General features: G+C 72.1%; 24 protein-coding genes and 1 tRNA gene. 13 read left to right on the forward strand and 12 right to left on the reverse strand.

What is annotated here, in order from left to right:
* The first annotated feature begins 11 nt into the window (after window positions 1-11).
* A tRNA-Lys gene (locus AAH991_RS05680) sits at window positions 12-85 on the forward strand.
* A 57-nt stretch (window positions 86-142) separates the two neighbouring features.
* Here AAH991_RS05680 and AAH991_RS05685 read toward each other — a convergent pair.
* Complete coding sequence (locus AAH991_RS05685; protein ID WP_346224667.1) at window positions 143-604, reverse strand: GNAT family N-acetyltransferase; 462 nt, start codon at window positions 602-604, stop codon at window positions 143-145.
* Window positions 605-811: 207 nt separating this feature from the next.
* Here AAH991_RS05685 and nhaA point away from each other — a divergent pair, with 207 nt between their 5' ends.
* Window positions 812-2125 carry a Na+/H+ antiporter NhaA gene (gene nhaA, locus AAH991_RS05690; RefSeq protein WP_346224668.1) on the forward strand — a complete coding sequence of 438 codons (1314 nt, stop codon included), beginning with the start codon at window positions 812-814 and terminating at the stop codon, window positions 2123-2125.
* Between the two features lie 18 nt (window positions 2126-2143).
* Here the strand turns inward: nhaA and AAH991_RS05695 are convergent, their stop codons facing one another.
* Complete coding sequence (locus AAH991_RS05695) at window positions 2144-3319, reverse strand: cytochrome P450 (RefSeq protein ID WP_346224669.1); 1176 nt, start codon at window positions 3317-3319, stop codon at window positions 2144-2146.
* A 359-nt stretch (window positions 3320-3678) separates the two neighbouring features.
* Here AAH991_RS05695 and AAH991_RS05700 point away from each other — a divergent pair, with 359 nt between their 5' ends.
* The 3 genes from AAH991_RS05700 to AAH991_RS05710 all read left to right on the forward strand — a co-directional run bounded on the left by AAH991_RS05700 (window position 3679) and on the right by AAH991_RS05710 (window position 5942).
* A complete protein-coding gene (locus AAH991_RS05700; protein ID WP_346224670.1) occupies window positions 3679-3915 on the forward strand; it encodes a hypothetical protein in 237 nt (78 codons plus the stop codon).
* A 257-nt stretch (window positions 3916-4172) separates the two neighbouring features.
* The gene (locus AAH991_RS05705) at window positions 4173-5117 is read left to right on the forward strand and encodes an aldose 1-epimerase family protein (protein WP_346224671.1); all 945 of its coding nucleotides are present in this window, start codon (window positions 4173-4175) and stop codon (window positions 5115-5117) included.
* A gap of 357 nt (window positions 5118-5474) precedes the next feature.
* Window positions 5475-5942, forward strand: a complete 468-nt coding sequence (locus tag AAH991_RS05710) for an ATP-binding protein (RefSeq protein WP_346224672.1) — start codon at window positions 5475-5477, stop codon at window positions 5940-5942.
* Window positions 5943-5971: 29 nt separating this feature from the next.
* Here AAH991_RS05710 and AAH991_RS05715 read toward each other — a convergent pair whose 3' ends face one another.
* The gene (locus AAH991_RS05715; protein ID WP_346224673.1) at window positions 5972-6493 is read right to left on the reverse strand and encodes a shikimate kinase; all 522 of its coding nucleotides are present in this window, start codon (window positions 6491-6493) and stop codon (window positions 5972-5974) included.
* Between the two features lie 86 nt (window positions 6494-6579).
* On the opposite strand from AAH991_RS05715, the gene AAH991_RS05720 reads away from it, so the two are divergent.
* Both AAH991_RS05720 and AAH991_RS05725 read left to right on the forward strand, forming a co-directional pair.
* Window positions 6580-6849 carry a DUF6458 family protein gene (locus AAH991_RS05720; RefSeq protein WP_346224674.1) on the forward strand — a complete coding sequence of 90 codons (270 nt, stop codon included), beginning with the start codon at window positions 6580-6582 and terminating at the stop codon, window positions 6847-6849.
* Between the two features lie 44 nt (window positions 6850-6893).
* Window positions 6894-7286 (forward strand): ChaB family protein, encoded by a 393-nt coding sequence (locus AAH991_RS05725; protein ID WP_346224675.1) that lies wholly within the window; start codon window positions 6894-6896, stop codon window positions 7284-7286.
* 62 nt (window positions 7287-7348) lie between these two features.
* Here the strand turns inward: AAH991_RS05725 and AAH991_RS05730 are convergent, their stop codons facing one another.
* Window positions 7349-8320 (reverse strand): helix-turn-helix transcriptional regulator, encoded by a 972-nt coding sequence (locus AAH991_RS05730; RefSeq protein WP_346224676.1) that lies wholly within the window; start codon window positions 8318-8320, stop codon window positions 7349-7351.
* Window positions 8321-8382: 62 nt separating this feature from the next.
* Here AAH991_RS05730 and AAH991_RS05735 point away from each other — a divergent pair, with 62 nt between their 5' ends.
* Window positions 8383-10638, forward strand: a complete 2256-nt coding sequence (locus tag AAH991_RS05735; RefSeq protein WP_346224677.1) for an ATP-binding cassette domain-containing protein — start codon at window positions 8383-8385, stop codon at window positions 10636-10638.
* Between the two features lie 6 nt (window positions 10639-10644).
* Here the strand turns inward: AAH991_RS05735 and AAH991_RS05740 are convergent, their stop codons facing one another.
* The 4 genes from AAH991_RS05740 to rfaE2 form a co-directional block, all read right to left on the reverse strand.
* Window positions 10645-12471: a transketolase gene (locus AAH991_RS05740; RefSeq protein ID WP_346224678.1), complete on the reverse strand. Its 1827-nt coding sequence runs from the start codon at window positions 12469-12471 to the stop codon at window positions 10645-10647.
* Window positions 12472-12567: 96 nt separating this feature from the next.
* Window positions 12568-13566, reverse strand: a complete 999-nt coding sequence (locus AAH991_RS05745; protein ID WP_346224679.1) for an SDR family oxidoreductase — start codon at window positions 13564-13566, stop codon at window positions 12568-12570.
* A 4-nt stretch (window positions 13567-13570) separates the two neighbouring features.
* A complete protein-coding gene (locus tag AAH991_RS05750) occupies window positions 13571-13819 on the reverse strand; it encodes a hypothetical protein (RefSeq protein WP_346224680.1) in 249 nt (82 codons plus the stop codon).
* Between the two features lie 10 nt (window positions 13820-13829).
* The gene (gene rfaE2, locus AAH991_RS05755; RefSeq protein ID WP_346224681.1) at window positions 13830-15275 is read right to left on the reverse strand and encodes a D-glycero-beta-D-manno-heptose 1-phosphate adenylyltransferase; all 1446 of its coding nucleotides are present in this window, start codon (window positions 15273-15275) and stop codon (window positions 13830-13832) included.
* 187 nt (window positions 15276-15462) lie between these two features.
* On the opposite strand from rfaE2, the gene AAH991_RS05760 reads away from it, so the two are divergent.
* Together AAH991_RS05760 and AAH991_RS05765 are read left to right on the forward strand one after the other, a co-directional pair.
* On the forward strand, window positions 15463-16515 hold the full coding sequence (locus tag AAH991_RS05760) for a glycosyltransferase family 9 protein (RefSeq protein ID WP_346224682.1): 1053 nt from the start codon (window positions 15463-15465) through the stop codon (window positions 16513-16515).
* Window positions 16516-16520: 5 nt separating this feature from the next.
* The gene (locus AAH991_RS05765; RefSeq protein ID WP_346224683.1) at window positions 16521-17624 is read left to right on the forward strand and encodes a DNA topoisomerase IB; all 1104 of its coding nucleotides are present in this window, start codon (window positions 16521-16523) and stop codon (window positions 17622-17624) included.
* Here AAH991_RS05765 and AAH991_RS05770 read toward each other — a convergent pair.
* Window positions 17584-18492: a glycosyltransferase family 9 protein gene (locus AAH991_RS05770; RefSeq protein WP_346224684.1), complete on the reverse strand. Its 909-nt coding sequence runs from the start codon at window positions 18490-18492 to the stop codon at window positions 17584-17586. The two genes, AAH991_RS05765 and AAH991_RS05770, sit on opposite strands and share 41 nt — an antisense overlap.
* 25 nt (window positions 18493-18517) lie before the next feature.
* Window positions 18518-19726, reverse strand: a complete 1209-nt coding sequence (locus tag AAH991_RS05775) for a glycosyltransferase (protein ID WP_346224685.1) — start codon at window positions 19724-19726, stop codon at window positions 18518-18520.
* A 646-nt stretch (window positions 19727-20372) separates the two neighbouring features.
* Between AAH991_RS05775 and AAH991_RS05780 the strand changes: the two genes are divergently transcribed.
* Both AAH991_RS05780 and AAH991_RS05785 read left to right on the forward strand, forming a co-directional pair.
* On the forward strand, window positions 20373-20618 hold the full coding sequence (locus AAH991_RS05780; protein WP_030505965.1) for a BON domain-containing protein: 246 nt from the start codon (window positions 20373-20375) through the stop codon (window positions 20616-20618).
* A complete protein-coding gene (locus tag AAH991_RS05785; RefSeq protein WP_346224686.1) occupies window positions 20615-21343 on the forward strand; it encodes a metallophosphoesterase family protein in 729 nt (242 codons plus the stop codon). The genes AAH991_RS05780 and AAH991_RS05785 overlap by 4 nt, the downstream gene beginning before the upstream one ends.
* Window positions 21344-21423: 80 nt before the next feature.
* Here AAH991_RS05785 and AAH991_RS05790 read toward each other — a convergent pair whose 3' ends face one another.
* Window positions 21424-21573 carry a GPGG-motif small membrane protein gene (locus tag AAH991_RS05790; protein WP_169947694.1) on the reverse strand — a complete coding sequence of 50 codons (150 nt, stop codon included), beginning with the start codon at window positions 21571-21573 and terminating at the stop codon, window positions 21424-21426.
* 120 nt (window positions 21574-21693) lie between these two features.
* Here AAH991_RS05790 and AAH991_RS05795 point away from each other — a divergent pair, with 120 nt between their 5' ends.
* Window positions 21694-22656 carry an LLM class F420-dependent oxidoreductase gene (locus AAH991_RS05795; RefSeq protein ID WP_346224687.1) on the forward strand — a complete coding sequence of 321 codons (963 nt, stop codon included), beginning with the start codon at window positions 21694-21696 and terminating at the stop codon, window positions 22654-22656.
* Between the two features lie 45 nt (window positions 22657-22701).
* Here the strand turns inward: AAH991_RS05795 and AAH991_RS05800 are convergent, their stop codons facing one another.
* Complete coding sequence (locus AAH991_RS05800; protein ID WP_346224688.1) at window positions 22702-23193, reverse strand: DUF6328 family protein; 492 nt, start codon at window positions 23191-23193, stop codon at window positions 22702-22704.
* Window positions 23194-23241: the final 48 nt, after the last annotated feature.

Consider the following 23241-nt stretch of genomic DNA (forward strand, 5'->3'; position numbering starts at 1 on the left):
GGACATCGCAGGCGCCGCTAGCTCAGTTGGTTAGAGCAGCTGACTCTTAATCAGCGGGTCCGGGGTTCGAGTCCCTGGCGGCGCACAGCACGAAAGCCCAGGCCGGCACAGCCCGCCTGGGCTTTCGCTGTTCGCCGACGTGTCATCCCCGCAGCAGCCTGGTCATGAAGACGCTGTTGGGGTCGGGCCGATAGTCGGCGAAGGGCTCGCAGTATTCGAACCCGAACTTCTCGTACAGTCGTCTCGCGGGCAGGAAGAAGCCTGCCGAGCCGGTCTCCAGGCTCAGGCGGGCGAAGCCCAGCCGCTCGGCCTCGGTGAGGATGTGCCGCAGCAGCAGGGAGGCGATCCCGCCGCGTTTGCGCGCCGCGGCGGTCCGCATCGACTTCAGCTCCGCGTGATCGGCGTCCAGCCTCTTGATCGCACCACAGCCGACGACGGCGTCGCCGTCCAGCACCGACCAGAACCTGATTTCGGGCGCACGCAGAGCGTCGAGGTCGAGGGCGTGCTTGCTTTCCAGGGGAGTGATGGACCGCATCTCCCGGACGTGCTCCATGAGGAACTCGGCGATCTGCGGGCCGGACAGGTCGTCTTCGACGATTCTCATGTGTTCCGTTCATCCATCGGGGTCGACAGCGCTGTCCCGCACTCTAGGCCGCCGCCGGGCGTCTTCCGATCCCGGCGGCGCTGCCGAAGGCGCGGCGGAGGAAAGGGGCAGCAGGCAGGAATCCGGTCGATACGCCATAAGATGGACGCGGAGTGCCGGGAAGTCTGGTCGGCGGTCGTCGTCACCGATTCCGGAAACGGAGCGCCCATGGCCACTCCCCGCCGACTGTCCCTCCTCGCTCCCGCTTCCCGGGCCGAGACCCGCCGCATCGCCGACATCCTCCGCAAGGAGACGATCGGCGGCGCGCTGCTCCTGCTCGCCGCCGTCGCGGCCCTCGTCTGGGCCAACTCGCCCTGGTCCGAGACGTACGCGGGGCTGCGCTCGGCCACGGTCGGTCCGGCCGGGTGGCACCTGGACCTCAGCCTCGCCAAGTGGGCCTCGGACGGGCTGCTGGCGGTCTTCTTCTTCGTCGCCGGGCTGGAGCTCAAGCGCGAGTTCGTGGCGGGGGACCTGCGCGATCCCCGGCGGGCGGTCGTGCCGGTCGCGGCGGCCGTCGGCGGTGTGATCGTCCCGGCGCTGCTCTACCTGCTGGTCAACGCGCTCCTCGACGACGGCGCGATGCGGGGATGGGCGACCCCGACGGCCACCGACATCGCGTTCGCGCTGGCCGTGCTCGCCGTGGTGGGACGGCGCCTGCCCGCCGCGCTGCGCACGTTCCTGCTGACCCTGGCCGTCGTGGACGACCTGCTGGCGATCGTGATCATCGCGGTGTTCTACACGTCACACCTGTCGGTGGTGCCGCTGCTGGCGGCGCTGGCGCCGCTCGGCGTCTTCACCGTGCTGGTGCAGCGGCGGGTGCGCTCGTGGTGGCTGCTGCTCCCGCTGGCCGCCGTGACCTGGGGGCTGGTCCACGCCTCTGGCGTGCACGCCACGGTGGCCGGGGTGCTGCTCGGCTTCGCCGTACCCGTCCTGCGCAGCGAGAAGGCGGGCGGCCCGGAGGCGGGACCGGGCCTCGCCGAGCACTTCGAGCACCGGTTCCGCCCCATTTCGGCCGGCGTGGCCGTGCCGCTGTTCGCGTTCCTGTCCTCGGGTGTGCCGCTCGGCGGGCTGGGCGGAGTGACGAACCTGCTCACCGACCCGGTGCCGCTGGGCGTCATCGCCGGGCTCGTCGTGGGCAAGCCGCTGGGGATCATGGCGGCCACCTGGCTGACCGCCCGCTTCACCCGTGCCGACATCGACGAGGGGCTGGCGTGGGTGGACGTCGGCGGGCTGGCGATCCTGTCCGGCGTCGGGTTCACGGTGTCCCTGCTCGTCGGCGAGCTGGCGTTCGGTCTGGGCACGGCCCGCGACGCCCAGGTCAAGCTGGCGGTGCTGGCCGGCTCGCTGGTCGCGGCGCTGCTGGCGACGGTGGTGCTGCGGCTGCGCGACCGGGCGTACCGGCGGCTCGCCGAGGCCGAAACCGCCGAATGCGAGCGTGCCGGGGCCGTGGCCGGGGATGACCGGCCACCGTACGGCGAATGACGGCGCGCCCGGCGCCCCTCACCACATGACGGGCAGCGTGTCGAACCCTCCGGCGAGTCTGTCGGTGTGCGCCCTGAGTTCCTCGTACGGCACGGCGAGCGCGAGGGTGGGGAAGCGCGCGAAGAGGGAGCCGAAGACCGCGCGCAGCTCGACCCGCGCCAGGGACGCCCCGAGACAGTGGTGCGGCCCGTGGCCGAACCCGACGTGCGGCTGGGGATCGCGCCGCCGGATGTCGAAGCTGTCGGGGTCGGGGTAGACGCGCTCGTCCCTGTTGGCCGCCGGGGTGGACAGCATGACCAGCTCGCCCGCCCGGATCCGCACACCGGCGAGCTCGACGTCCTCGTGCGCGTAGCGCACCAGCCCATGCTCGCTGGGAGAGGCGACCCGCATGATCTCCTCGACCGCGCCGTCCAGGAGAGAGGGGTCGCTCCGCAGCGCGTCGCGCTGCGCGGGGTTGCGCAGGAACAGCAGCACGCCGTAGTCGATCTGGTTGACCGTGGTCTCGTGGCCGGCGAACAGCAGGCCGCCCGCGATCCTTGCGACGTCGTCCTCCGGCAGCGCGGCGTTCGCGAGGTCGGAGTAGACGTCCTCGGCCGGGTGGTCCCGCTTCGCCTTCACGATCTCGTAGGTGTAGGTGTTCATCTCCACCTGCGCGGCGGCGGACCGCTCGGGGTGGCGCAGGTCGGTCATCGCCTCGGCCATGGCCCGGAACCTGTCCCTGTCCTCGTACGGCACGCCGAGAAGCTCGCAGATCACCTGGATCGGCAGCGGCAGCGACAGACCGGCGTGCAGGTCGGCGGGCGGGCCCTGCTCGGCGAGCCGGTCGAGCAGGCGTCCGGTCAGCGCGCCGACCCGGTCCGACAGGCTCCGCATGCGCCGGGCCGAGAACGCGGGGGACAGCAGCCGCCGCATCCGCGTGTGGACGGACCGCTCGGTGGCGTAGTCGCCGGTCGGGCCGCCGAGCAGGGCGTTGTTCGACAGGCGGGCCGCGCTCGGCGGGTCCGGGTGGGAGCGGCCGAACCTGTCGTCGCCGAACACCTGCCGTATCTCCGCGTAGCCCGTCACGAGCCACGCCTCGTCGCCCATCGCGGTCGTGACCTTGGTAATCGGCGCCCTGCTCCGCAGTTCGCCGAAACCGGGAGATATCTCCAGGACGTCCGGCCGGTCGAACGGCAGCCGTGGGAGTCCGGGCATGGGTGACCTTCCCTTCGCTCGATGTCGGCCCTCTCGAATCTCTCCCCTGACTCGCTGTCCGGCAAGGTAGTAAAACCATGTCCGGTGTGATCGGAGACGCGACGTTTGCCGCACGCCGCCACGTCGAAGCAGGCCGGGGGCCGAGCGGGAACACCAGCGTCGTTCCGCGGGGCGGCATGACACGGGTGGTACGGGAGGAACGGGACTCAAGTGGTGGTGAAGTGACCGCATCCGGCGGGAGATCTTCGTCGGGGCCGGGGTGGCGGCGCCGCCGAAGGGGGGAGGTCGCTTCTCACTACCAATCGTGTCCGGATGAGCACATCGTTGTCTCCCGGCACAGAGCCTGGAGGTGGTGACGAGTGCGGTTCTCAGCCGAGGACGCTGCCTGGAGACAACTGAGCAGCGAGTACGCCGGTCGCTGGTCGATCTGGAGGAGCGACGCCGGCCGCTGGTACGCGACCCGGCTGACCAGGTCGCTGTCCCGGATCGAGATGGACCGGGGCCTGATCATGACCGCATGCGGCGAGAGCGCGGAGGAACTGCGCGCGCTGCTCACCGCGCAGGACGGCCTGGCGGGCCAGCCGATCTCCTCGTGACGCCCAGGACGTGGGCCCGGCCCCGCCGGGCTCACGCTCGGGAACCCGCCGGGCTCACGCTCGGGAACCCGCCGGGCTCACGCTCGGGAACCCGCCGGGCTCACGCTCGGGAACCCGCCGGGCTCACGCTCGGGAACCCGCCGGGCTCATGACCGAGAGGCGCGCCCGGATCCGCGAGCGTCCGCCGCGCGCCGACGCTGAGGAGTTCCCGCCGGGCCCCCTGCGAGCGTCGTGGGACGGATGGGAAAATCCCTCTCATGACAGAGCCAGCGGTTCGCGGACCCGTCCCCCCGACCGGCACGCAGCACACGATCGCCGCGCACGGATACGAGGCGACCGTCACGGAGGTGGGCGGCGGCCTGCGCGCCCTGACCTACCGCGAACGGCCGCTGGTCATGTCGTACCCCGCCACCGCGCAGCCCGTCGGCGGCGCCGGGCAGTTGCTGCTTCCCTGGCCGAACCGGGTGCGCGACGGCAGGTACGACGCCGACGGCGAGACCAGGCAGCTCGCGATCAACGAGCCGCGGACCGGCAACGCCGCGCACGGCTTCGCCCGGCTGATGCCCTGGAGGGTCCTCGAGCGGGACGACGCCTCGATCCGGCTCGGGCTGCGGCTGTTCCCCCAGCCCGGCTATCCCCACGTGCTCGACCTGACGGCGTCGTACGCGCTCGGCGAGGCGGGCCTGAAGGTCGAGGTGTCGGCCGTGAACGTGGGCGACGGCGTCGCGCCGTACGGCATGGGCGCGCACCCCTATCTCACCCTCGGCGAGGAGACGGTGGACGACGCCGTGCTGGAGGTCCCCGCGGCCGAGTGGACCCCCGTGGACGAGCAGAAGATCCCGGTCGGCCGCCGCCCGGTCGAGGGCACGGAGTACGACTTCCGCGAGGGACGCCGCATCGGCGGCACGGTGCTCGACACCCCCTACACGGCCCTGCGGCGCGACGCCGACGGGCTGGTGCGGGCCCGGCTCCGGGCGGCCGACGGCTCCCGGGGCGTGGAGTTGTGGGGCGGGACCGGCGTCGAGTGGCTCCAGGTCTTCACCGGGGACACGCTCGCCGAGCCCTACCGGCGGGCCGGAGTGGCGGTCGAGCCGATGAGCTGCCCGCCGAACGCCTTCGCGACCGGCGAGTGCCTGGTGCGCCTCGCGCCGGGGGAGCGGGTCGCCCACCGCTGGGGGATCGCCGCGTTGCCGGCGGCGTGAGAGGGCACGTCAGAAGGTGCGCGAAAGGGTTGTTGCGGTTCACAGCGGACACACGGTGCGATTCGGGCCTGCCGCATCGGCAGTCCGGGACAGGCTCGATTTCAGCTATTTTCACGGCGACGCCCCACGGGCGGGGTCGCCCCGCCGTCGCGGGGAAGAGGCCGGGGGCGCCGGACGTGGCGCCGCTGACGTGCGCACACGCGAGGTGGAGGAGACAAGCGCCGCATTCTTCTCTTCCGCGGCCATCACGGATCGGGCATTGACCGGAAACAATCTTGTTTCTTTGAATTCACATGACTGCGTTGCGTGCCGTATCTTGAGCCGTGGGAGCGCTCCCATGAGCCTAAGGAGGCGCGCGTGACTCTCCCCTTCGGTACGGCGCCGGTCAACCCGGCCCCCGTCTGGACCGCGGAATGCCTCCTGCCCGCCGTCGGCGCGAGCGTGGCGGAGGCACGCGCTCTCGTACGCCGCGAACTCTGCCGATGGGGCCTCGACGAGCTCGTCGACGACTGCTCCCTGATCGTGAGCGAACTCGCCTCCAACGTCGTACGGCACGGGGGCAACGTCTTCACCCTCCGGCTGGGCAGCAACGGCACCTGGGTGTACGGCGAGGTGTTCGACCAGGGCGAGGGCGTGCCGCACCAGCGCGAGGCGGACCTCGACTCCATCGGCGGGCGCGGCCTGCTCATCGTGGACGAGCTCGCCGACGACTGGGGAGTGGCGAGTGCGGGGCGGGGCGGCAAGACCGTCTGGTTCCTCGCCGGAGCGGGCAGCCCCCCGCTGCTGCCCGTCGTCCCGTACCAGTCCCGCATCCCCGTCGGCTGATTCGTCCCCGCCGAACCCGGCCCGGCGGCTCAGGGGGTCTTCGCGCCGTCGAGGTTGGCGAGGATGGTGGCCGCGATCTCCTCGGGCCCGTGCGCGGAGGGGTCCACGACGAGGTCCGCCACCTCGCGGAACCCCGGCAGCCGCAGGTCGCGCATCTCGGTCAGCATGCGTACCAGGTCGGGCTTGAAATGCGGGCGATGAGGGCTCGACTTCATCCGCTCGGCGAGCACCTCGGGCGGGCCGTCGAGGAACACCACGAAGGCGGGGGCCAGCGCGCGGCGCGTCGCCACGTCCTCGACCGTGCTGGCGGCGGCCGCGATGACCGGGGCGGGGCGATCCACCAGCGCGTCCCGCAGCACCAGCGCCTCGCGCGCGTGCAGCTCGTCGGCGCCGACGTCGGCGGCCATCGCCGCGGCGGTCGTGCCGTACTTCGCCTGCAGGTCGGCGTCGCTGTCGCGCATGGGACGGCCGAGCGCGTCGGCGAGAAGCCGGGCGACGGTGGTCTTCCCCGCGCCCATGAGTCCCATCACCACTATGGGGATATCGGTCATGACTCGCATGTTGCCCTATGCGGGCACCGGCATGCGACGTTTGGAATCCGTGGGAGGGATAGAGCAGAAGGCGAAGGAGGAAAGCCATGACCATCGCCGGAAGCATCATCCTCATCATGCTGGGGGCCATCCTCACCTGGGCGGTCGACTTCACCATCGCGGGCCTCGACATCCAGGTGATCGGGGTGATCCTCATGGTGGGCGGTCTGGCCGGGCTGCTCTTCGGCATCTGGCGCCTGACGACGGTCCGCCGCAGGACCACCGTCACCGCCGCCGCCCCCGCCGCCCCCATGGACGCGACCGCCACCCGTCGCCACGTGTACGAGGAGCGGCGCTACGACGACCCCACCATCTGACCCCCTCCGACGGACTTCCGACGGTCTGAAGGGAGGCACCGACCATGCCAGGACGTAAGGAACTGCCCTCGACCCTGGAGCGCTCGCCCAAGGAGGCCCAGGAGACCTGGATCAAGGCCCACGACTCCGCCGTCGACACGTACGGCGAGGGCCAGCGGGCGCACCGTACGGCGTTCGCCGCGCTCAAGCACTCCTTCGAGAAGGTGGGCGACCACTGGGAGAAGAAGAAGGGGCGCGGACCGTCGGACGAGCAGGCGGAGAAGGGCACGCCGAAGCAGGGCAAGACGGCCGAGGGCGTCGACGCGAACGCCTCCAAGCAGCACCTCTACGACGTCGCCGGCCGTCTCGGCATCTCCGGCCGGTCCAAGATGACCAAGGACGAGCTCGTGGACGCCATCAAGAAGGCCAACCGCAAGGCGACCGCCAAGGCTCGCTGACCGTCTCCGTGCGCCGCCGGCAGCCCCCAGGAAGGGCCGTCGGCGGCGCTCACCCGACCGGTTCACAGGGAGGCCGGGCCGGACGCGGCGAGGAGACGGCGGCCGAAGGCGGCGCAGGCGGCCCGGAAGTCCTCGGGCTCGACGACGGTGAAGTCCGCGCCGAGACGGGCGAGACCGGGGATGAGCCATTCCCAGGAGTCGAGCCACAGGGTGACGTGGGTCTCCCGCTCGCCCGGCGCCCGGTGTATCTCGGCGTCCTGGAACTTCAACGCGTCGGCCACCTGTTCGGGCCGCGCCCGCACGACGAGCCGTACGCGCCGGCGGTCCGCGTGGAGGCCCTGACGCAGGTACGACAGGGCCGCGTCGGCGGGCAGGGCGCGGGGAGCGTGCCGGACGCCGGTGCGCGCGAGGTCGCGGACGCGGTCGAGGCGGAAGACCCGCCAGTCGTTCCTGTCCAGGTCCCAGCCGAGCAGATACCAGCGCAGATGCAGATGGATCTGCCGGTGCGGCTCCACCCGCCGGTGGCTCTGCCCGCCGTGCCTGTCGCTGTAGCCGAACCGCACGACCTCACGGCCGCCGATGGCCTCGGCGAGATCGGCCACGAGCGCCGCGTTCACCGCGGGCGCGGCGTACCCGCCGGTCTCCAGGCCGGCGCGCAGTGCGCCCGCGCGGGGACGCAGCCGCGCGGGCAGGAACTGGTCGAGCTTGCCGTACGCGCGGGTGGCCGCGTCGTCGAGAGCCCCGTCCTCGCCGGATCCGGTGGAGGCGAGAGTGGCGAGGCCGAGCAGCGCGGCGACCGCCTCGTCGTCGTCGAGGAGGAGCGGAGGCATCGTCCGGCCCGCCCTCAGCCGGTAGTAGCCGCCGGGTCCCGGCTGGGTCTCGACGGGATAGCCGTACTCCCTGAGCCGGTCCACGTCGCGGCGTACGGTCCTCGGACTGACCGCCAGACGGGTGGCGAGTTCCTCCCCGCTGAACGGGCGCCCCGTCTGCAGGGTCGACAGCAGGTCCAGCATGCGTCGGGTCACGTCGGCCATCCGGCCATCATGCCCGCGATCGCGGTCAGGATCCGGCCACATCTCCTCGTACGGTCGGCGGCATGGCCGCATCGCACATTTCCATCAGAGGCGCCCGCACGAACAACCTCCGCCGTCTGGACGTGGACATCCCGCGGGGCCGCCTCGTCGTCTTCGCCGGCGTCTCGGGGTCGGGCAAGTCGTCGCTGGTCTTCGACACGGTCGCGGCGGAGGCCGGGCATCAGCTGAACGAGACCTTTCCCCCGTTCGCGAGGAACCGGCTGCCGAAGTGGACGCGTCCCGAGGTGGACCACATCGACGGGCTCTCGCCGGTGGTGGTGATCGACCAGCGGCGTCTCGGCGGCAACGCCCGCTCCACGGTCGGCACGATCACCGACACCTGGACGTACCTGCGGCTGTTGTTCTCCCGCCTCGGCGAGCCGCACGTGGGCGAGTCGAACCACTTCTCGTTCAACGATCCGGCCGGGATGTGCCCCACCTGCTCGGGGCTCGGCGACGTCGTCGTCACGGCCGTGGACCGCATCGTCGACCTCGGCAGGTCGCTGCGTCAGGGCGCGATCCGTCTCCCCGGATTCGGCGACGGCAACTACTGGTACTCCCAGTACGCCGACATCGGCGTGTTCGATGCCGACACGCCGCTGCGGGACTGGAGCGACGACGAGCGGAACGCCCTGCTGCACGGCGGTGAGGCGGCCGCGCGACTGGGACGGCGGCTGGGGCGGAGGCTGCCGAAGGACTACGAGGGCGTCGTCGAGCGGTTCGAGCGGATCTACCTGAAGACCTCCGACAACCTGTCCGAGCGCAAACAGGAGACGATCCGCCGGTTCACCCGGTCGCAGGTCTGCCCGGACTGCGGGGGAGACCGGCTCAACAAGGAGTCCCGCGCCGTCACCGTGCTCGGGCACACCATCGGGGAGATGTCCCGCCTGGAGGTCTGCGAGCTCGCCGCGCTCGTCCGCCGCGTCGGCGCCCCCGGCGTCGTTCCCGTCGTCACCGCGCTGACCGCCAGGCTCGACGCCATGATCGCGATCGGCCTGGGCTATCTCAGCCTGGCCCGCGCGACGACGACGCTGTCGGGCGGCGAGTCCCAGCGGATCAAGATCGTGAAGCATCTGGGCTCCAGCCTCACCGAGATGCTCTACGTGTTCGACGAGCCCACCGCCGGGCTCCATCCCACGGACGTCGAGTCGATGACGAGGCTGCTGAGACGGCTGCGCGACAGGGGCAACACCATCCTGGTGGTCGAGCACGACCCCGCCGTCATGGCCGTCGCCGACGAAATCGTGGAGATCGGCCCGGGTGCCGGTGCCGACGGAGGCCGCCTCGTCTTCCAGGGCGCGTTCGCAGGCCTACGGCGGGCCGGCACGCCGACGGGCCGCGCGCTCTCGAGGCCCGCACCGGTCAAGACGGCCCCGCGTAGGGCGGAAGCGGTGATCACCGTGAAGGAGGCGACGCGCAACAACCTGCGGCGCGTCACCGTGGACGTCCCCGCCAGCGTGCTGACGGTCCTCACCGGCGTCGCCGGTTCCGGCAAGTCCAGCCTGGCCGCCGAACTCGTGGAGCAGCACGGAGCCGTCGTGATCGACCAGCGGCCGGTGGGCGCCAATCGCCGATCCACCCCGCTCACCTACACCGGCGTCGCGCCGGCCATCCGCGGGCTGTTCGCCCGGCGCAACGGCGTCCCCGCCGCGCTGTTCAGCGCGAACTCCGCGGGCGCCTGTCCCGCGTGCGGCGGTCTCGGGATCGTCTACACCGACCTGGCCTTCATGGACGGCCAGGAGGTCGTCTGCGAGGCATGCGAGGGGCGGCGCTTCACCCCCGAGGTGCTCGCCCACACCGTCGACGGCCTGTCCATCGCCGACGTCGACGCCCTCTCCGTCGACCAGGCCAGGCACCGCCTGCCCGACAAGGCCGTCGACCGGGCGCTGCGGCACCTGTCGCAGGCCGGGCTCGGCTATCTCCGGCTGGGCCAGTCGCTCACCACGCTGTCCGGAGGGGAGTGCCAGAGACTCAAGATCGCCAAGGAGTTGCGCGACGCCGAGGGGCCCGCGACGTACGTGCTGGACGAACCCACCACGGGCCTGCACATGAGCGACGTAGACGGCCTGCTCCGGGTCCTCGACGCGCTCGTCGATCGGGGGCACACGGTCGTGGTCATCGAGCACAACCTGGACGTCGTCCGGCAGGCCGACTGGCTGATCGACCTCGGCCCGGGACCCGGCAGGCACGGCGGGACCGTCCTCTACGAGGGGCACGTCGCGGACTACCCACCGGACGCCGGAACGCCGACGGCCCGCGCCCTCGCCGCCCACCGGTAGCGGCGTTCACCCGAGCAGGGACAGGACGGCCTCCCGGATCGCGTGCCTGTCGATGCCGGCGTCCTCCAGCTGCTCCTGTGCGGTCGCGCTGCCCGGCATCCCGGACACGCCCAGCTTGCGCACCCGCACCGGCGATCCGGCCAGCGCGGAGAGCACGGCGTCGCCCAGGCCGCCCTCCGGCCAGTGGTCCTCCACCGTGACCACCTTCCCGGTCGCCTCCGCCATCTCGACCAGTTCGGGGGAGTCGAGCGGCTTGATCGAGTAGGCGTCGATCACGGTGACGGAGACGCCGTCCTCGGCGAGCAGGTCGGCCGCGGCCAGGGCCTCGTGCACGGTCACCCCCGCGGCGACGACGGTGGCCTGGCCGCCGGTGCGCAGGATCTTGCAGCCGCCCACGGGGAACTCCTCGTCCGGCCCGTAAATCACCGGCGTCTCGCCCCGCGTCGTCCGCAGGTAGCGGACGCCCTCCAGGTCGGCCATGTCCGTGACGAGCCGGGCCGTCTGGTTCGCGTCGCAGGGATACAGCACCGTGCTGCCGTGCACGGCGCGGAACGCCGCGAGGTCCTCCAGGCCCATCTGGGAGGGCCCGTCCTCGCCGATCGACACCCCGCCGTGCGACCCCACCAGGCAGATCCCGGCCCGGCTCACCGCCGCCATCCTGACGAAGTCGTACGCCCTGGTGAGGAAGGCCGCGAACGTCGCGGCGTACGGGGTCCAGCCGCGGGCGTCCATGCCGACGGCGGCGGCCACCATCTGCTGCTCGGCGATGTAGCACTCGAAGAACCGCTCCGGATGCGCCTTGGCGAACGCCTCCAGCTTCGTCGAGTCGGCCACCTCGCCGTCGAGGGCGACGACGTCGCCCCGCGCCGTGCCGAGCGCGGCCAGCGCCTCGCCGAAGGCGGTCCGCGTGGCCACGTGCTCGCCCACCGCGTATTTCGGCAGGTCGAGCCCGCCGTCCGCGTACCGGTACGGCGTGGCCGAGGCGTCGGGCGGGGTGACCCGGACGGTGAGGGCGCGGGGCCCGCCGAGCTCGCCGAGCGCCTGGTCGGCGTCCTCCAGCGGCTTGCCGTGCTTGCCCTCGCGGTTCTCCACCGCCGACACGCCGCGGCCCTTGCAGGTCCTGGCGATGATCGCCGTCGGGCGGCGCCGGGTGGCCCGGGCGTCGGCGAGCGCGTAGTCGATCTGGCCGGGGTCGTGGCCGTCGATCTCGATGGTGTGCCAGCCGAAGGCGCCGAGCCTGGCCGCGTACGCCCCGAGGTCCCAGCCGTGCCGGGTGGGGCCGTGCTGGCCGAGCCGGTTCACGTCGATGATCGCCGTGAGGTTGTTCAGCCCCTCGTGCCCGGCGTGCTCGAACGCCTCCCACATCGATCCCTCGGCGAGCTCGCTGTCGCCGCACAACACCCAGACGTGGTACGGCAGGCGGTCCAGCCTGCGCGCGGTCAGCGCCAGCCCCACTCCCACGGGCAGTCCGAAGCCCAGTGAGCCCGTGGCCACGTCCACGAACGGCACCTCCGGAGTGGGGTGGCCCTCCAGGCGACTGCCGCGTCTGCGGAAGGTGAGCAACTCCTCGTCGGCGACGACCCCCGCGGCCTTGAGCATCGCGTACAGCAGGGGGGAGGCGTGGCCCTTGGAGAAGATCAGGTGGTCGTTGCCCGGGTTGGCGGGGTCCTCGACGTCCACGCGGAGGTGACGCGCGAGCAGCACGGCCATCAGTTCGGCCGCCGACATCGAGGACGTGGGGTGCCCCGAGCCGGCGGCCGCGGCGGCCCGGACCGAATCCACTCGGAGCTGGGCCGCGAGTTCGCACAGGAACCGGTAGTCAAGCTCGTCCATCGCCCTCGACTACCCCGCTGAGCCACTTCATATCACCGCAAAAGGTGCGGATCCCGATATGTCGGGATTATGGATCACCGGCGGTGGCGCGGGCCGTCAGCGGCGGCGCAGGCCGAGACCGGCGACGGCGGCGAGCCCGAGACCGGCGGCGGTGACCAGGCGGCGGTGCTGCGAGATCCACAGCTGCACGCTGCGGCCGTGCGACCGGCGGTCGAAGCTGCCGTGCGCGCCGTAGTCCTTGTCCTCGTCCGCGGGTTCCCACAGATTGGACACGCCCGTCGGCGCCTTCTCGCCGGTGAGCTGCGACTTCACCCCGGTTCTCGCGAGGTAGCGGTCGAGCAGGGCGGGCACCGCCCGCTGGCCCATGATGGTGGCCGCGGTCATCCCGCCGACCCAGTACTCCTTGCGCTCCGGATGCTCGGCGGCGTAGACGAGCGCGTCGGCGGCGACCTCCGGCTGGTAGATCGGCGGCACCGGCTGCGCGTGCCGCCGCATCCGGTTGAGCCCCCAGTCGAACTGCGGGGTGTTCAGCGCCGGGAGCTGCACCACCGTGATCTTCACGCCCGAGTCCTCGGCGAGCAGCTCGGTCCGCACCGACTCGGTGAACCCGACGATCGCGTGCTTGGCGCCGCAGTACGCCGACTGCAGGGGGATCGACCGGTAGGCCAGGGCGGACCCCGCCTGGACGATGACGCCCTTGTCCCGCGGCTTCATCATCTCCAGGGCCACCCGGGTGCCCCACACGTAGCCGAGGTAGGTCACCTTGGTCTCGCGCTCGTACTCCTCGGGAGTGATCTCCAGGAACGGCGCGAACACCGTCGTGAACGCGATGTTGATCCACACGTCGATCGGGCCGAGCTCGGCCTCGGCCCGCTGGGCGGCCTGGCGGACCTGGTCGTAGTCGGACACGTCCGCGGCGAAGGTCTTCCCGGTGCCGCCCTCCGCCCCGACGTCCACGGCGGCACCGGCCAGGCCCGCCTCTCCCCGTGCGATGAGCGCGACCTTCGCGCCCTCCGCTCCGAGCCGCCGGACCACCGCGCGGCCCACGCCGCCGCTCGCGCCGGTTACAACGACGACCTTGTCCTTCAGGCTCACCGCGTCATCCTCTCGATTGCGGCCCGCCGCCGAGCCTCTTCTGCCTGCGCACGGCGAACGTCATGTAGATGGCGATGCTCGCCATGATCGCCACGACGATCGCGGTCAGCACCCAGATGCGTCCCACGAAGGAGAGCACCAGAACGGCGAAACAGAAGACCAGGGCGAACGACGCGATACGGACGTGGATCACGTCCATCGGCGTCGCTTCCACCATGGGCTTGCCGGTCGGCGAACGTTGTTCTTCGGTCATGAAGGCCCCTCTACCCTCGAATGCGGTTCACTATCGCCGTGGTGGAGCGGTCCGGGACGTAACCGAGCACCCGCACCTCGCCGCCCAGCTCCCTGACCAGGTCCGCCTCGGGCAGCAGGTCAGGGTGGTAGTCGCCGCCCTTGACGTACACGTCGGGCCGGACGAGCCGCAGCAGCTCGGTCGGGCTGTCCTCGTCGAAGACGGTGATGTAGTCGACGCAGCCCAGCGCCGCGAGCACCGCGACCCGGTCCTCGCAGCGGTTGATCGGGCGCTGCGGCCCCTTCAGCCGGGCCACGCCGTCGTCGCCGTTGACGGCGACGACCAGCACGTCGCCGAGCCGGGCGGCCTCCTCCAGGCAGGCGACGTGGCCGCGGTGCAGCACGTCGAAGCAGCCGTTGGTGAAGACGACGCGCTTGCCCTCGGCCCGGTCGCGCTCCAGGCACGCGGCCAGCCGCTCGGGCGGCAGCGCGGTGTCGGGCCGCAGCGCCTGCAGCAGGTCCTCGTGGGAGCAGGCGGCCGTCCCCTGGCGGCGCACCACCACGCTCGCCGCCGCCTGGCCGATGTCCGCGGCGCGCTCGGGCTCCGCCCCTGCGGCCAGGGCGAGGGAGAACGCCGCCGTGAAGGTGTCGCCCGCGCCGATGCTCATCGTGTCGGGCGCGGGGGTCGCGTACGTGCGGTGCGGCGGCCTGCCGCGCCGGTGCAGCAGCGTGCCCTCGCCGTCCAGCGTGGTGACCACCAGGTCGGCGCCGGTGGCCTCGATGAGGTCCTCCGACCGCGCGGACAGGAACGCGACCCGGTCGTGGTCGTCCCCCTCGCCGAGCAGCCGCCGCACCTCGGCGTAGTTGGGCAGCACGGCCGTCGGCCGGCACTCCCGCCAGGCCGCCACGTCGTGGGCGTCCACCACGAGGATCGGCGCGCCGCGCGCGCCCTCGCTGCGGTCGAGGCTCAGGTCGCACAGCACCCGGCGGACGGCCGGCGTGCACACCCCGCCGCCGTAGTCGCAGGCGATGACGACGTCCGCGTCCGCCGCGAGCCGGGTGATCTGCTCGATGAGCTCGCGCTCGGCCGCCTCCGGCAGCGGCGCCTCGTCCTCCTCGTCGTACCGCGCCACGATCTGGCCGTCGGTCAGCACCCGGCGCTTGACCGAGGTCCGCCAGCTGCGCACGATGACCAGGCCCTCGATGTCGAGCCGTCCCAGGGTCGCGTTGAGCGTCGCCCCGGCGGGATCGGCGCCGGTGACTCCCACCATGTGGACCCGCGCGCCCAGGGCGGCCAGGTTCACGGCCGTGTTGGCGGCACCGCCCGGCTGGTCCTCGATCTGCTCGACGGTCACCACCGGCACCGGGGCCTCCTGCGCCATGCGCTTGGTGCGGCCCCGCAGCCACGAGTCGAGCATCACGTCCCCGACGACGACGGCTGTGACTTCACCGAAACGGTTGAGCGTCTCTTCCGTCATACATCGGCGGCTACCCCCGCAGACGCAGGGGAAACAACAGGCACGGCAGACCCGGCGAGCCGGTTTGGGGCGGCCGCACCGGGGTAACCGGGATCAGACGTCGCACCACACGAGCGCTCCGCCGGGGGTCAGCCGGCGGGCCGGGCGAATGGGGGTGTCCGATGCACGAGGGGACGAGGCGGGTGGCATGAGCGCGCTGCTCGTCGAGGGGGTCGAGCGGATCGCCGTGCTGAGGGCCAACGCCCTCGGCGACCTGCTGCTGGCACTGCCCGCCATCGGGGCGCTCAGACGGGCGTACCCCGCCGCCAAGATCACCCTGCTCGGCCGTGAATGGCACGCGCGGTTCCTGCGGGGCCGTCCGGGCCCGGTGGACGAGGTGGTGGCGCTGCCGCCCATCTCCGGTGTCTCCTCCTCCCCGTCGGACGGGACCGACGGCCCCGAGGAGCTGTACGAGGACCTGCGTGAGCGCAGGTTCGACCTGGCCGTCCAGATGCACGGCGGCGGGCGCAACTCCAACCCGTTCATCCGCAGGCTCGGCGCGCGGGTGACGGCCGGCCTCCGCACGCCCGACGCCGCGCCGCTCGACCGCTGGGTGCCGTACGTCCACTACCAGCACGAGACCCTGCGCTATCTGGAGGTGGCCGGCCTGCTCGGCGCCGCCACCAGCGAGATAGAGCCGAGGATCGCGGTCGTCAGGGAGGACTGGGCCGAGCTGAACCGCACGCTCGGCAAGGTGCCCCGGGGCCTGGTGGCGATCCACCCGGGCGCGGGGGACCGGCGCAGGAGATGGCCGCCGGAGCGCTTCGCGGAGGTCGCCGACCGACTCGGACGGCCGGTGGTGGTGACCGGCGTGGAGGAGGAGCGGGAGGTCGTCGAGAAGGTCGTCGCGCAGATGCAGACCCCGGCGCGGGCCGTCGTCGGAGAGCTGTCACTCGGCGGGCTCACCGCGCTGTACGCCGCCTGCGACCTGCTCGTCAGCAACGACACCGGACCACGCCATCTGGCGGCGGCGACGGGCACGCCCACCGTGGGCATCTACTGGTGCGGCAACATGATCAACTGGGGTCCGCTGAGCAGGGGTCACCAGCGGCCGCTGATCTCCTGGACGTCGGGCTGCCCGGTCTGCGGGCTGCCCGCCGGCACGGAGGGCATGCGCGAGTGCGGCCACCGCGACGTCTCGTGGGTGGGTGACGTGAGCGTGGACGACGTGCTCGAACAGGCGTGGGACCTGCTGCGGTGAGCGCCGTGGCCGACAGGACCGGCGCGGGGAGGTCCGCGGCGGACAAGGCCGCGGCGGGAAAGTGCGCGGCGGAGAAGGCGAAGGTCTTCGAGACACCGCCCGTCGAACTGCGGCCGAGCGACCCGAGCGAGCCGGGCATCCGGCGCCGCCGGCGCGGGCGCGGGTTCAGCTACACCTGGGCCTCCGGCCGGCCCGTGAAGGACCGGGCCACCCTGCACCGGATCAAATGCCTCGCGATCCCCCCGGCCTGGACCGACGTGTGGATCTGCGCCCATCCGAACGGTCACCTCCAGGCCGTGGGCACCGACGCCGCCGGCCGGCGGCAGTACCGCTACCACGACGAGTGGCGCAGGCAGCAGGACGAGGCGAAGTTCGACCACGTGCTGGACATCGCCGAGCGGCTCCCCGCGTTCCGCGGACGGGTCGCCCGCGACCTGCGCGGGGACGGCCTGGGCCGCGAGCGCGTGCTGGCCACCGCCGCGCGCATGCTCGACATCGGCTTCTTCCGCGTCGGCGGGGAGGAGTACACCGACTCCTACGGCCTGGCCACCCTGAAGACGTCGCACGTGAAGTGCGGGGACGGCAAGGTGGTGTGCCGCTACCTGGCCAAGGGCCGCAAGGAGCGGGAGCAGGTGCTGGCCGACGCCGAGGTGTGCGCGGTGCTCACCGCGCTGTCGAAGGGCCGCCGGGGCGAGCTGCTGCGCTACCGCGCCGAGGAGGGCTGGGTGGACGTGCGCAGCGCCGACATCAACGCCTACCTGAAGGACGCCTTCGGCACCGACGTCTCGGCCAAGGACTTCCGCACCTGGCACGCCACGGTCCTGGCCGCGGTCGGGCTCGCCGTCTCCCGGCCCGTACGCAGCGGCGCGGGGCGCAAGCGGGCCGTCTCCAGGGTCATGAAGGAGGTGTCGGAGTACCTCGGCAACACGCCGTCGGTGTGCCGCGCCTCCTACGTGGACCCCCGCATCGTCGCGTTGTACGAGAAGGGGCGGACGATCCCCCTCGAACGGCTGGGTGAGGACACCGGCGAGGGCCGGCTCGCCACCCACGGGCCGGTCGAGGAGGCCGTCATCGAACTCCTGCGCCGAGCGCCCGCACGGCGGCGCTGACCACCTGCGCGGCCGGGACCACCGCGCCCAGGTGATCGGAGGCGTCCGCCTCGTGCAGGATCGGGTGGCGTCCGTCCGCCGTGGACACGAGCACCGAGGGCGTCCGGTAGGCCCCGGCGAGCCGGGTCATCGCGACGTCGCCGCTGATGACCAGCCGGGCCCCGGCGACCAGCGCGCACAGCTCCCGCAGCGAGGTGCGCCCCGCGAGCACGATCTGCGGCGGCAGCACCGCCCGGGTCGCCACGAGCAGGGCCATCGGCCGTTCCCGGACGCTGCCGGTGATCACGACGGGCAGGCCCTCGTCCGTCAGCACCCGGGCCACCTCGGCGAACCGGTCGGCGGGCCAGCGCAGCGAGGTGCCGCCCGCGCCGGGGTGGATCACGACGGCCCCCGGGGCGGGACTCGCGGTCAGGGGAGTGGGCAGCGCCATGTCCTCCGGGTCGGCCGGCACGCCGTGCCACTGGAGCAGCCGGCACCACCGCAGCACCTCGTGCTCGCCCGGGTCCCACCACGGCCCCCGGATCCAGGGGACGTCCGGGTTCGCGTACGCCCACAGGCGCCTCGTCCCGACACCGAGGAGGACGCGGTGACTTCGCGGCCCGCGGTCGTGCAGGTTGACGGCGAGATCCGGCAGCAGCGGCGGGTGGTCGGCGTCCTCCTCGCCGGGCCCGGGCCACGACAGCGGCGCGAGCCCGTACGCCGGCAGGATCCGGTCCACCGCGCCGGTGAGCGCGGCGAGCTCGCTCAGCTCCGGCGGGCAGGCGAGGACGACGCGCAGCCCGTGGCGCCGCAGGGCGCGCAGCGCGGGCACCACGGTGAGAAGGCCCCCGATGCCGTCGGAACGCAGCACGAGGGCCGTCGACGTCACCGGCTCACCTCGGAGGTCGGCAGGATCAAGAAGCACTCCTTTCCAGCTCCCGGGTGGACAGCACCCGGTCGTAGGCCGCCAGGGTCTCGGTGGCGATGCGGCTCCAGGCGTACCTCGCGCGGGCCCGGTCGGCGCCCGCGATGCCGTACGCCGTGCGCCGCACCCTGTCGTCGAGCAGCTTGCGCAGCGCCCGGGCCAGCACGGCGGGCTTGCGGGGCGGCACGAGGAGACCGGTCACGTTGTTGACCACGGTCTCCTTCTGGCCGCCGACGGCCGAGGCGACGACGGGGACGCCGCAGGCCATCGCCTCGAGCGCCACCATCCCGAACGGCTCGTACCACGGCACGGAGACGACGGCGGTGGCCGAGCGCATCAGCGCGGGCAGCGTGTCGCGCTCGACCCGGCCGAGGAAGCGCACCCGGTCGGAGACGCCCGCCTGGGTCGCCAGCCAGCGCAGCCGGGTGACCTCGGGGTCGTGGTGCAGTTCGGCGGCCGGGGGACCGCCCGCGACCACCAGCTCCGTGTCCCGCAGGTACTGCAGCGCCCGGATGGTCGTCTCCAGGCCCTTGCGCGGCACGAGCCGGCCGACCGACAGCAGGCGCGGGCGCTCCGGCCGCTCCAGCGGCTCGACGTGCGGGTGGAAGGCGGTCACGTCCACTCCGCAGGGAACCACCCGGGTCGCGCGGCGGGGCACCCGCATGCGGATCAGCTCGTCGATCTCGTCCGTGCAGGTCGCGATGACGCAGTCGACGCGCCGTCCGATCTCGGCCTCGGCCTCGACGCGCTCGCGCGGACTGGTGTCGGCCGTGCCCTGGTGCCGCCGCTTGACGCTGCCGAGCGCGTGGTAGGTGTGGACGACCGGGATCCGCAGCTTCTCCGCCGCGGCGAGCGCGGCCAGCCCGCTCATCCAGAAGTGGCTGTGCACGACGTCCGGCCGGTCGAACAGCCACCGGTCGTGCAGCCACTTCCCGAAGTGGGGGATCCAGGGAAGGATCTCGTCCTTGGGGATCTCGGCGGCGGGGCCCGCGGGGACGTGGACGACCTCCACTCCGGGACCGAAGGGGACGGTCTCCGGCAGGTCCTCGCGGTCCCTGCGGGTGTAGACGGTGACCTCGTGCCCGGCCCGGGCGAGCTCCCGGGCGAGGGCGGCGACGTGCACGTTCTGACCGCCGGCGTCGACACCGCCGAGGGTGGCGAGCGGGCTGGCGTGCTCCGAGACCATGGCGATCTTCACTGGGGGTTCCTCCAAGAGCGGCAGTGGCGAGTACCCGGCTCGGGGGTCAGGGAGTCCAGGTGAGCAGGTCCGGCGACCGGGGCGGGGGCGGCGGCGGGTCGCCGTGCGCGGGAACCGGCGGCGCGGACGCGGCGGTGACGGTTCCCCGGGGCGGGACGGCCCGCGACGACGGCGGCGCACGCATGGCGGGCCGTGGCGGGCGGACGGCGGAGGGCGGGCGCGTGGCCCGCGAGGACGGTGGCGCGTGGCCGGTGGGGGATGCCGGAGACGGCCCGTACGGAGGGGACCGCGACGTGGGGGGCCGTGGCGTAGGGGACCGCGACGTGGGGGGCCGTGGCGTAGGGGACCGCGACGTGGGAGGCCGTGGCGTGGGGGCGGCCGGAGGAGGCGGTGCCGGTGGAAGAGGTGCGGTGAGCGGTGCCGCCGGTGCCCGCGGTGCTCCGGCCGGGGCGGGGTGAAAACCGGTCACACGTTCCCAAGACGCTCCTCCGTCACGGCATGCTCACGCCAAGGAGGTACCTGCGTCTTAGGCACCAGGAATACCAACAACCATATCCACCCTCGCGCCCGTCAAACCACTGGTTTCGCCCGGCAAGGGCCGGGCAGCGCTAGCGATACAGAACCGAGGGGGACACGAGGGGAAGAGATGGAGACGCCGCACTATGTCGCGGCCCGCGTGCAGCGGGCTCTCGCGGAGGACGATCGGACCACCGAGCTGGGCATTCGGGTGGATGTGCGAGGAGAAGAGGTCTACCTGCGCGGACAGGTTTCCTGTGACGAGCGGCGCCACCAGATCGAGAACGTCGCCCGGGAGGCGGCTCCGGGCCTGCGGGTGCACAACGAGATCACCTTGGTGGAGGTGCGGGAGCCGGGAGAGGAGGAACATCTGTGAGGGAGTTGCGGATCGCCGCCGTCGCGGACATCCATCTGGGCGAGGATCTGCGCGGTCACTATCGCAAGAAGATCGAGGGCATCGAGCGCCGCGCGGACGTGCTGCTGGTAGGAGGCGATCTGACCAGGCACGGCACCGTCCCCGAGGGCAGGGTGGTCGCCGAGGAGCTGAGCGGCCTGCCCATCCCCGTCGTCGCCGTGCTCGGCAACCACGACTACCACTCCGACTGCAACCAGGAGATCATCGATCTCCTCCGCGACGCCGGCATCACCGTCCTCGACGACGAGGGCACGGTCGTCCCCATCGACGGCGTACGGCTCGGAGTGGCCGGAGGCAAGGGCTTCGGCGGCGGTTTCGCCGGGAAATGCGCGAGCGAGTTCGGCGAGCCGGAGACCAAGGCGTTCGTCCGGCACACCAAGGAAATCGCCGAGCGGTGGCGGCGCGCGCTCAAGGAACTCGACGCCGACCACAAGATCGTGCTGAGTCATTACTCACCGGTCAAGGACACCCTCATGGGCGAGCCGCCGGAAATCTATCCGTTCCTCGGCAGTTACATGCTGGCCGAGGCGGCCGACGCCGAGGGCGCGGATCTCTTCATTCACGGCCACGCGCACGCCGGCACGGAAAAGGGTGTGACTCCCGGGGGTATCCGGGTGCGTAATGTCGCCCTTCCGGTCATCAAGCACGCGTACACCGTCTACTGCCTGAACGGCGATCATTGCTGAGCGTTCGGTCGTGAGACGGCGGCCGGCCCTTGTGGCCGGCCGCCGTCCCGGTGTCCGTGAGCAGGGTGGGTGAGGTGTGACTAGGGATTGAAGATACTGACGCCACCGGGGCCGACGAGGAATCCGATGACGATGAGGACGATCCCCCAGAGGATGTCCCGACGGGCCAGGATCACGTAGATCCCGGCGATTACCAGTACCACGGCGATGATCCAAAGCAGAGTAGCCATGGCCCTCCACTGCCCGTACAAAGGGTCTCGTAACATCATTCAGGCCTGGGGCCGATCGAATTTGCCTTCGCAGCGCTCATTGTTACGTTTGCTTGACAATAATCGGGCATGTGGTCATACATGACCACTTTCGGCTATTTCCTGTCCAGTGAGGAACATGATCCGAAGGAGCTGGTCCGCCAGGCGAAACTCGCCGAGGAGGCCGGCTTCGAGGCGTTGTGGATCTCGGACCACTATCACCCGTGGCTGGACGAGCAGGGCGAGAGCTCGTTCGTGTGGTCCGTCATCGGGGCCGTCTCGCAGGCCACGTCGCTGCCGGTGACCACCGCCGTCACCTGCCCCATCATCCGCGTCCACCCGGCGATCATCGCCCAGGCCGCGGCGACCGCCCAGATCCTGCTGGACGGCAGGTTCCGGCTCGGGGTCGGCACGGGCGAGGCGTTGAACGAGCACATCCTGGGCGACCAGTGGCCTCCGGCCGAGGAGCGCCAGCGCATGCTGGAGGAGGCTCTCGACGTCATCAGGGAGCTGTGGACCGGCGAGCTGGTGACGTACCACGGTGAGTTCTACGAGGTGGACACGGCCCGGCTGTACTCGCTGCCGGACCGGCCCCCGCCGATCTACATCTCGGGCTTCGGGCCCAAGTCCGTCGAGCTCGCGGGCCGGCTCGGCGACGGCTACATCCACACCGCGCCCGCCGCCGACATGGTGGAGGCGTTCCACAAGGCGGGCGGCGAGGGCAAGCCGTGCGCCGCCGGGCTGAAGGTGTGCTGGGCGGACGACGAGGCCGAGGCGCGCAGGACCGTACACCGGCTCTGGCCCAACCAGGGGATCCCGGGCGAGGCCGCACAGCTGCTGCCGCTGCCCCGGCACTTCGAGCAGCTCTCGCAGCTCGTCACGGAGGAGGCCGCGACCCGGTCAACGCCCTGCGGACCCTCCCCGGAGGCGCACCTGAACGCGATCCGCGAGTACGTGGACGCCGGCTTCGACGAGGTCTACGTCAACCAGATCGGCCCGGACCAGGACGGGTTCTTCGAGTTCTACGCGACGCGGATCCTGCCGCGCCTGCGGGAAGCGCGCTGACAGCGCGGAGCGGCGCGACCGCGGTGCACGCGGTCGCGCTGTCTCTCAGGCGTCGTCCTTGACCAGGCGCAGCGACAGGAGCGGCTGGATGAACCAGAGCCAGCCGGACAGCAGCGCCACACCCGCACCGATCAGCGCCGTCGGCCACATGCCGGTCAGCGCGTCCATGACCAGGGCGGTGGAGCACGCCATGGACACGGCCAGGGCGAGTCCGCCGGCCACGCCGAGCCGGTTCGCCCGGTGCAGCAGCAGCTCCTTGAGTCCCGACCGGAACAGGATCCGGTGCTGGGTCGCCGGAGCGATCAGGCAGATGGACGCGACCGCCGCGGTCACGACCGCGGTGTAGAACAGCCAGTTCCCGGTCGCGTCGATCTTCTCGAAACCGGCGGAGAACGGGAGCGTCAGCAGGAACGCGAACAGCACCTGCACGCCCGTCGCGGCCACCCGCAGGCCCTGCAGCAGCTCGCCCAGCTCGCGGTCGACGCGCTCCTTCGGATGCTCGTCGGTGTTCTCCAACGGCTCCAGCACCTCGCTCATGCCGCCTCCCCGCCCCGCGGCGCGAAGTCAGGTCGTGCGGTGCCGGTC

Origin of the sequence: Microbispora sp. ZYX-F-249 (genome assembly GCF_039649665.1) — a bacterium.
Taxonomy (GTDB): domain Bacteria; phylum Actinomycetota; class Actinomycetes; order Streptosporangiales; family Streptosporangiaceae; genus Microbispora; species Microbispora maris.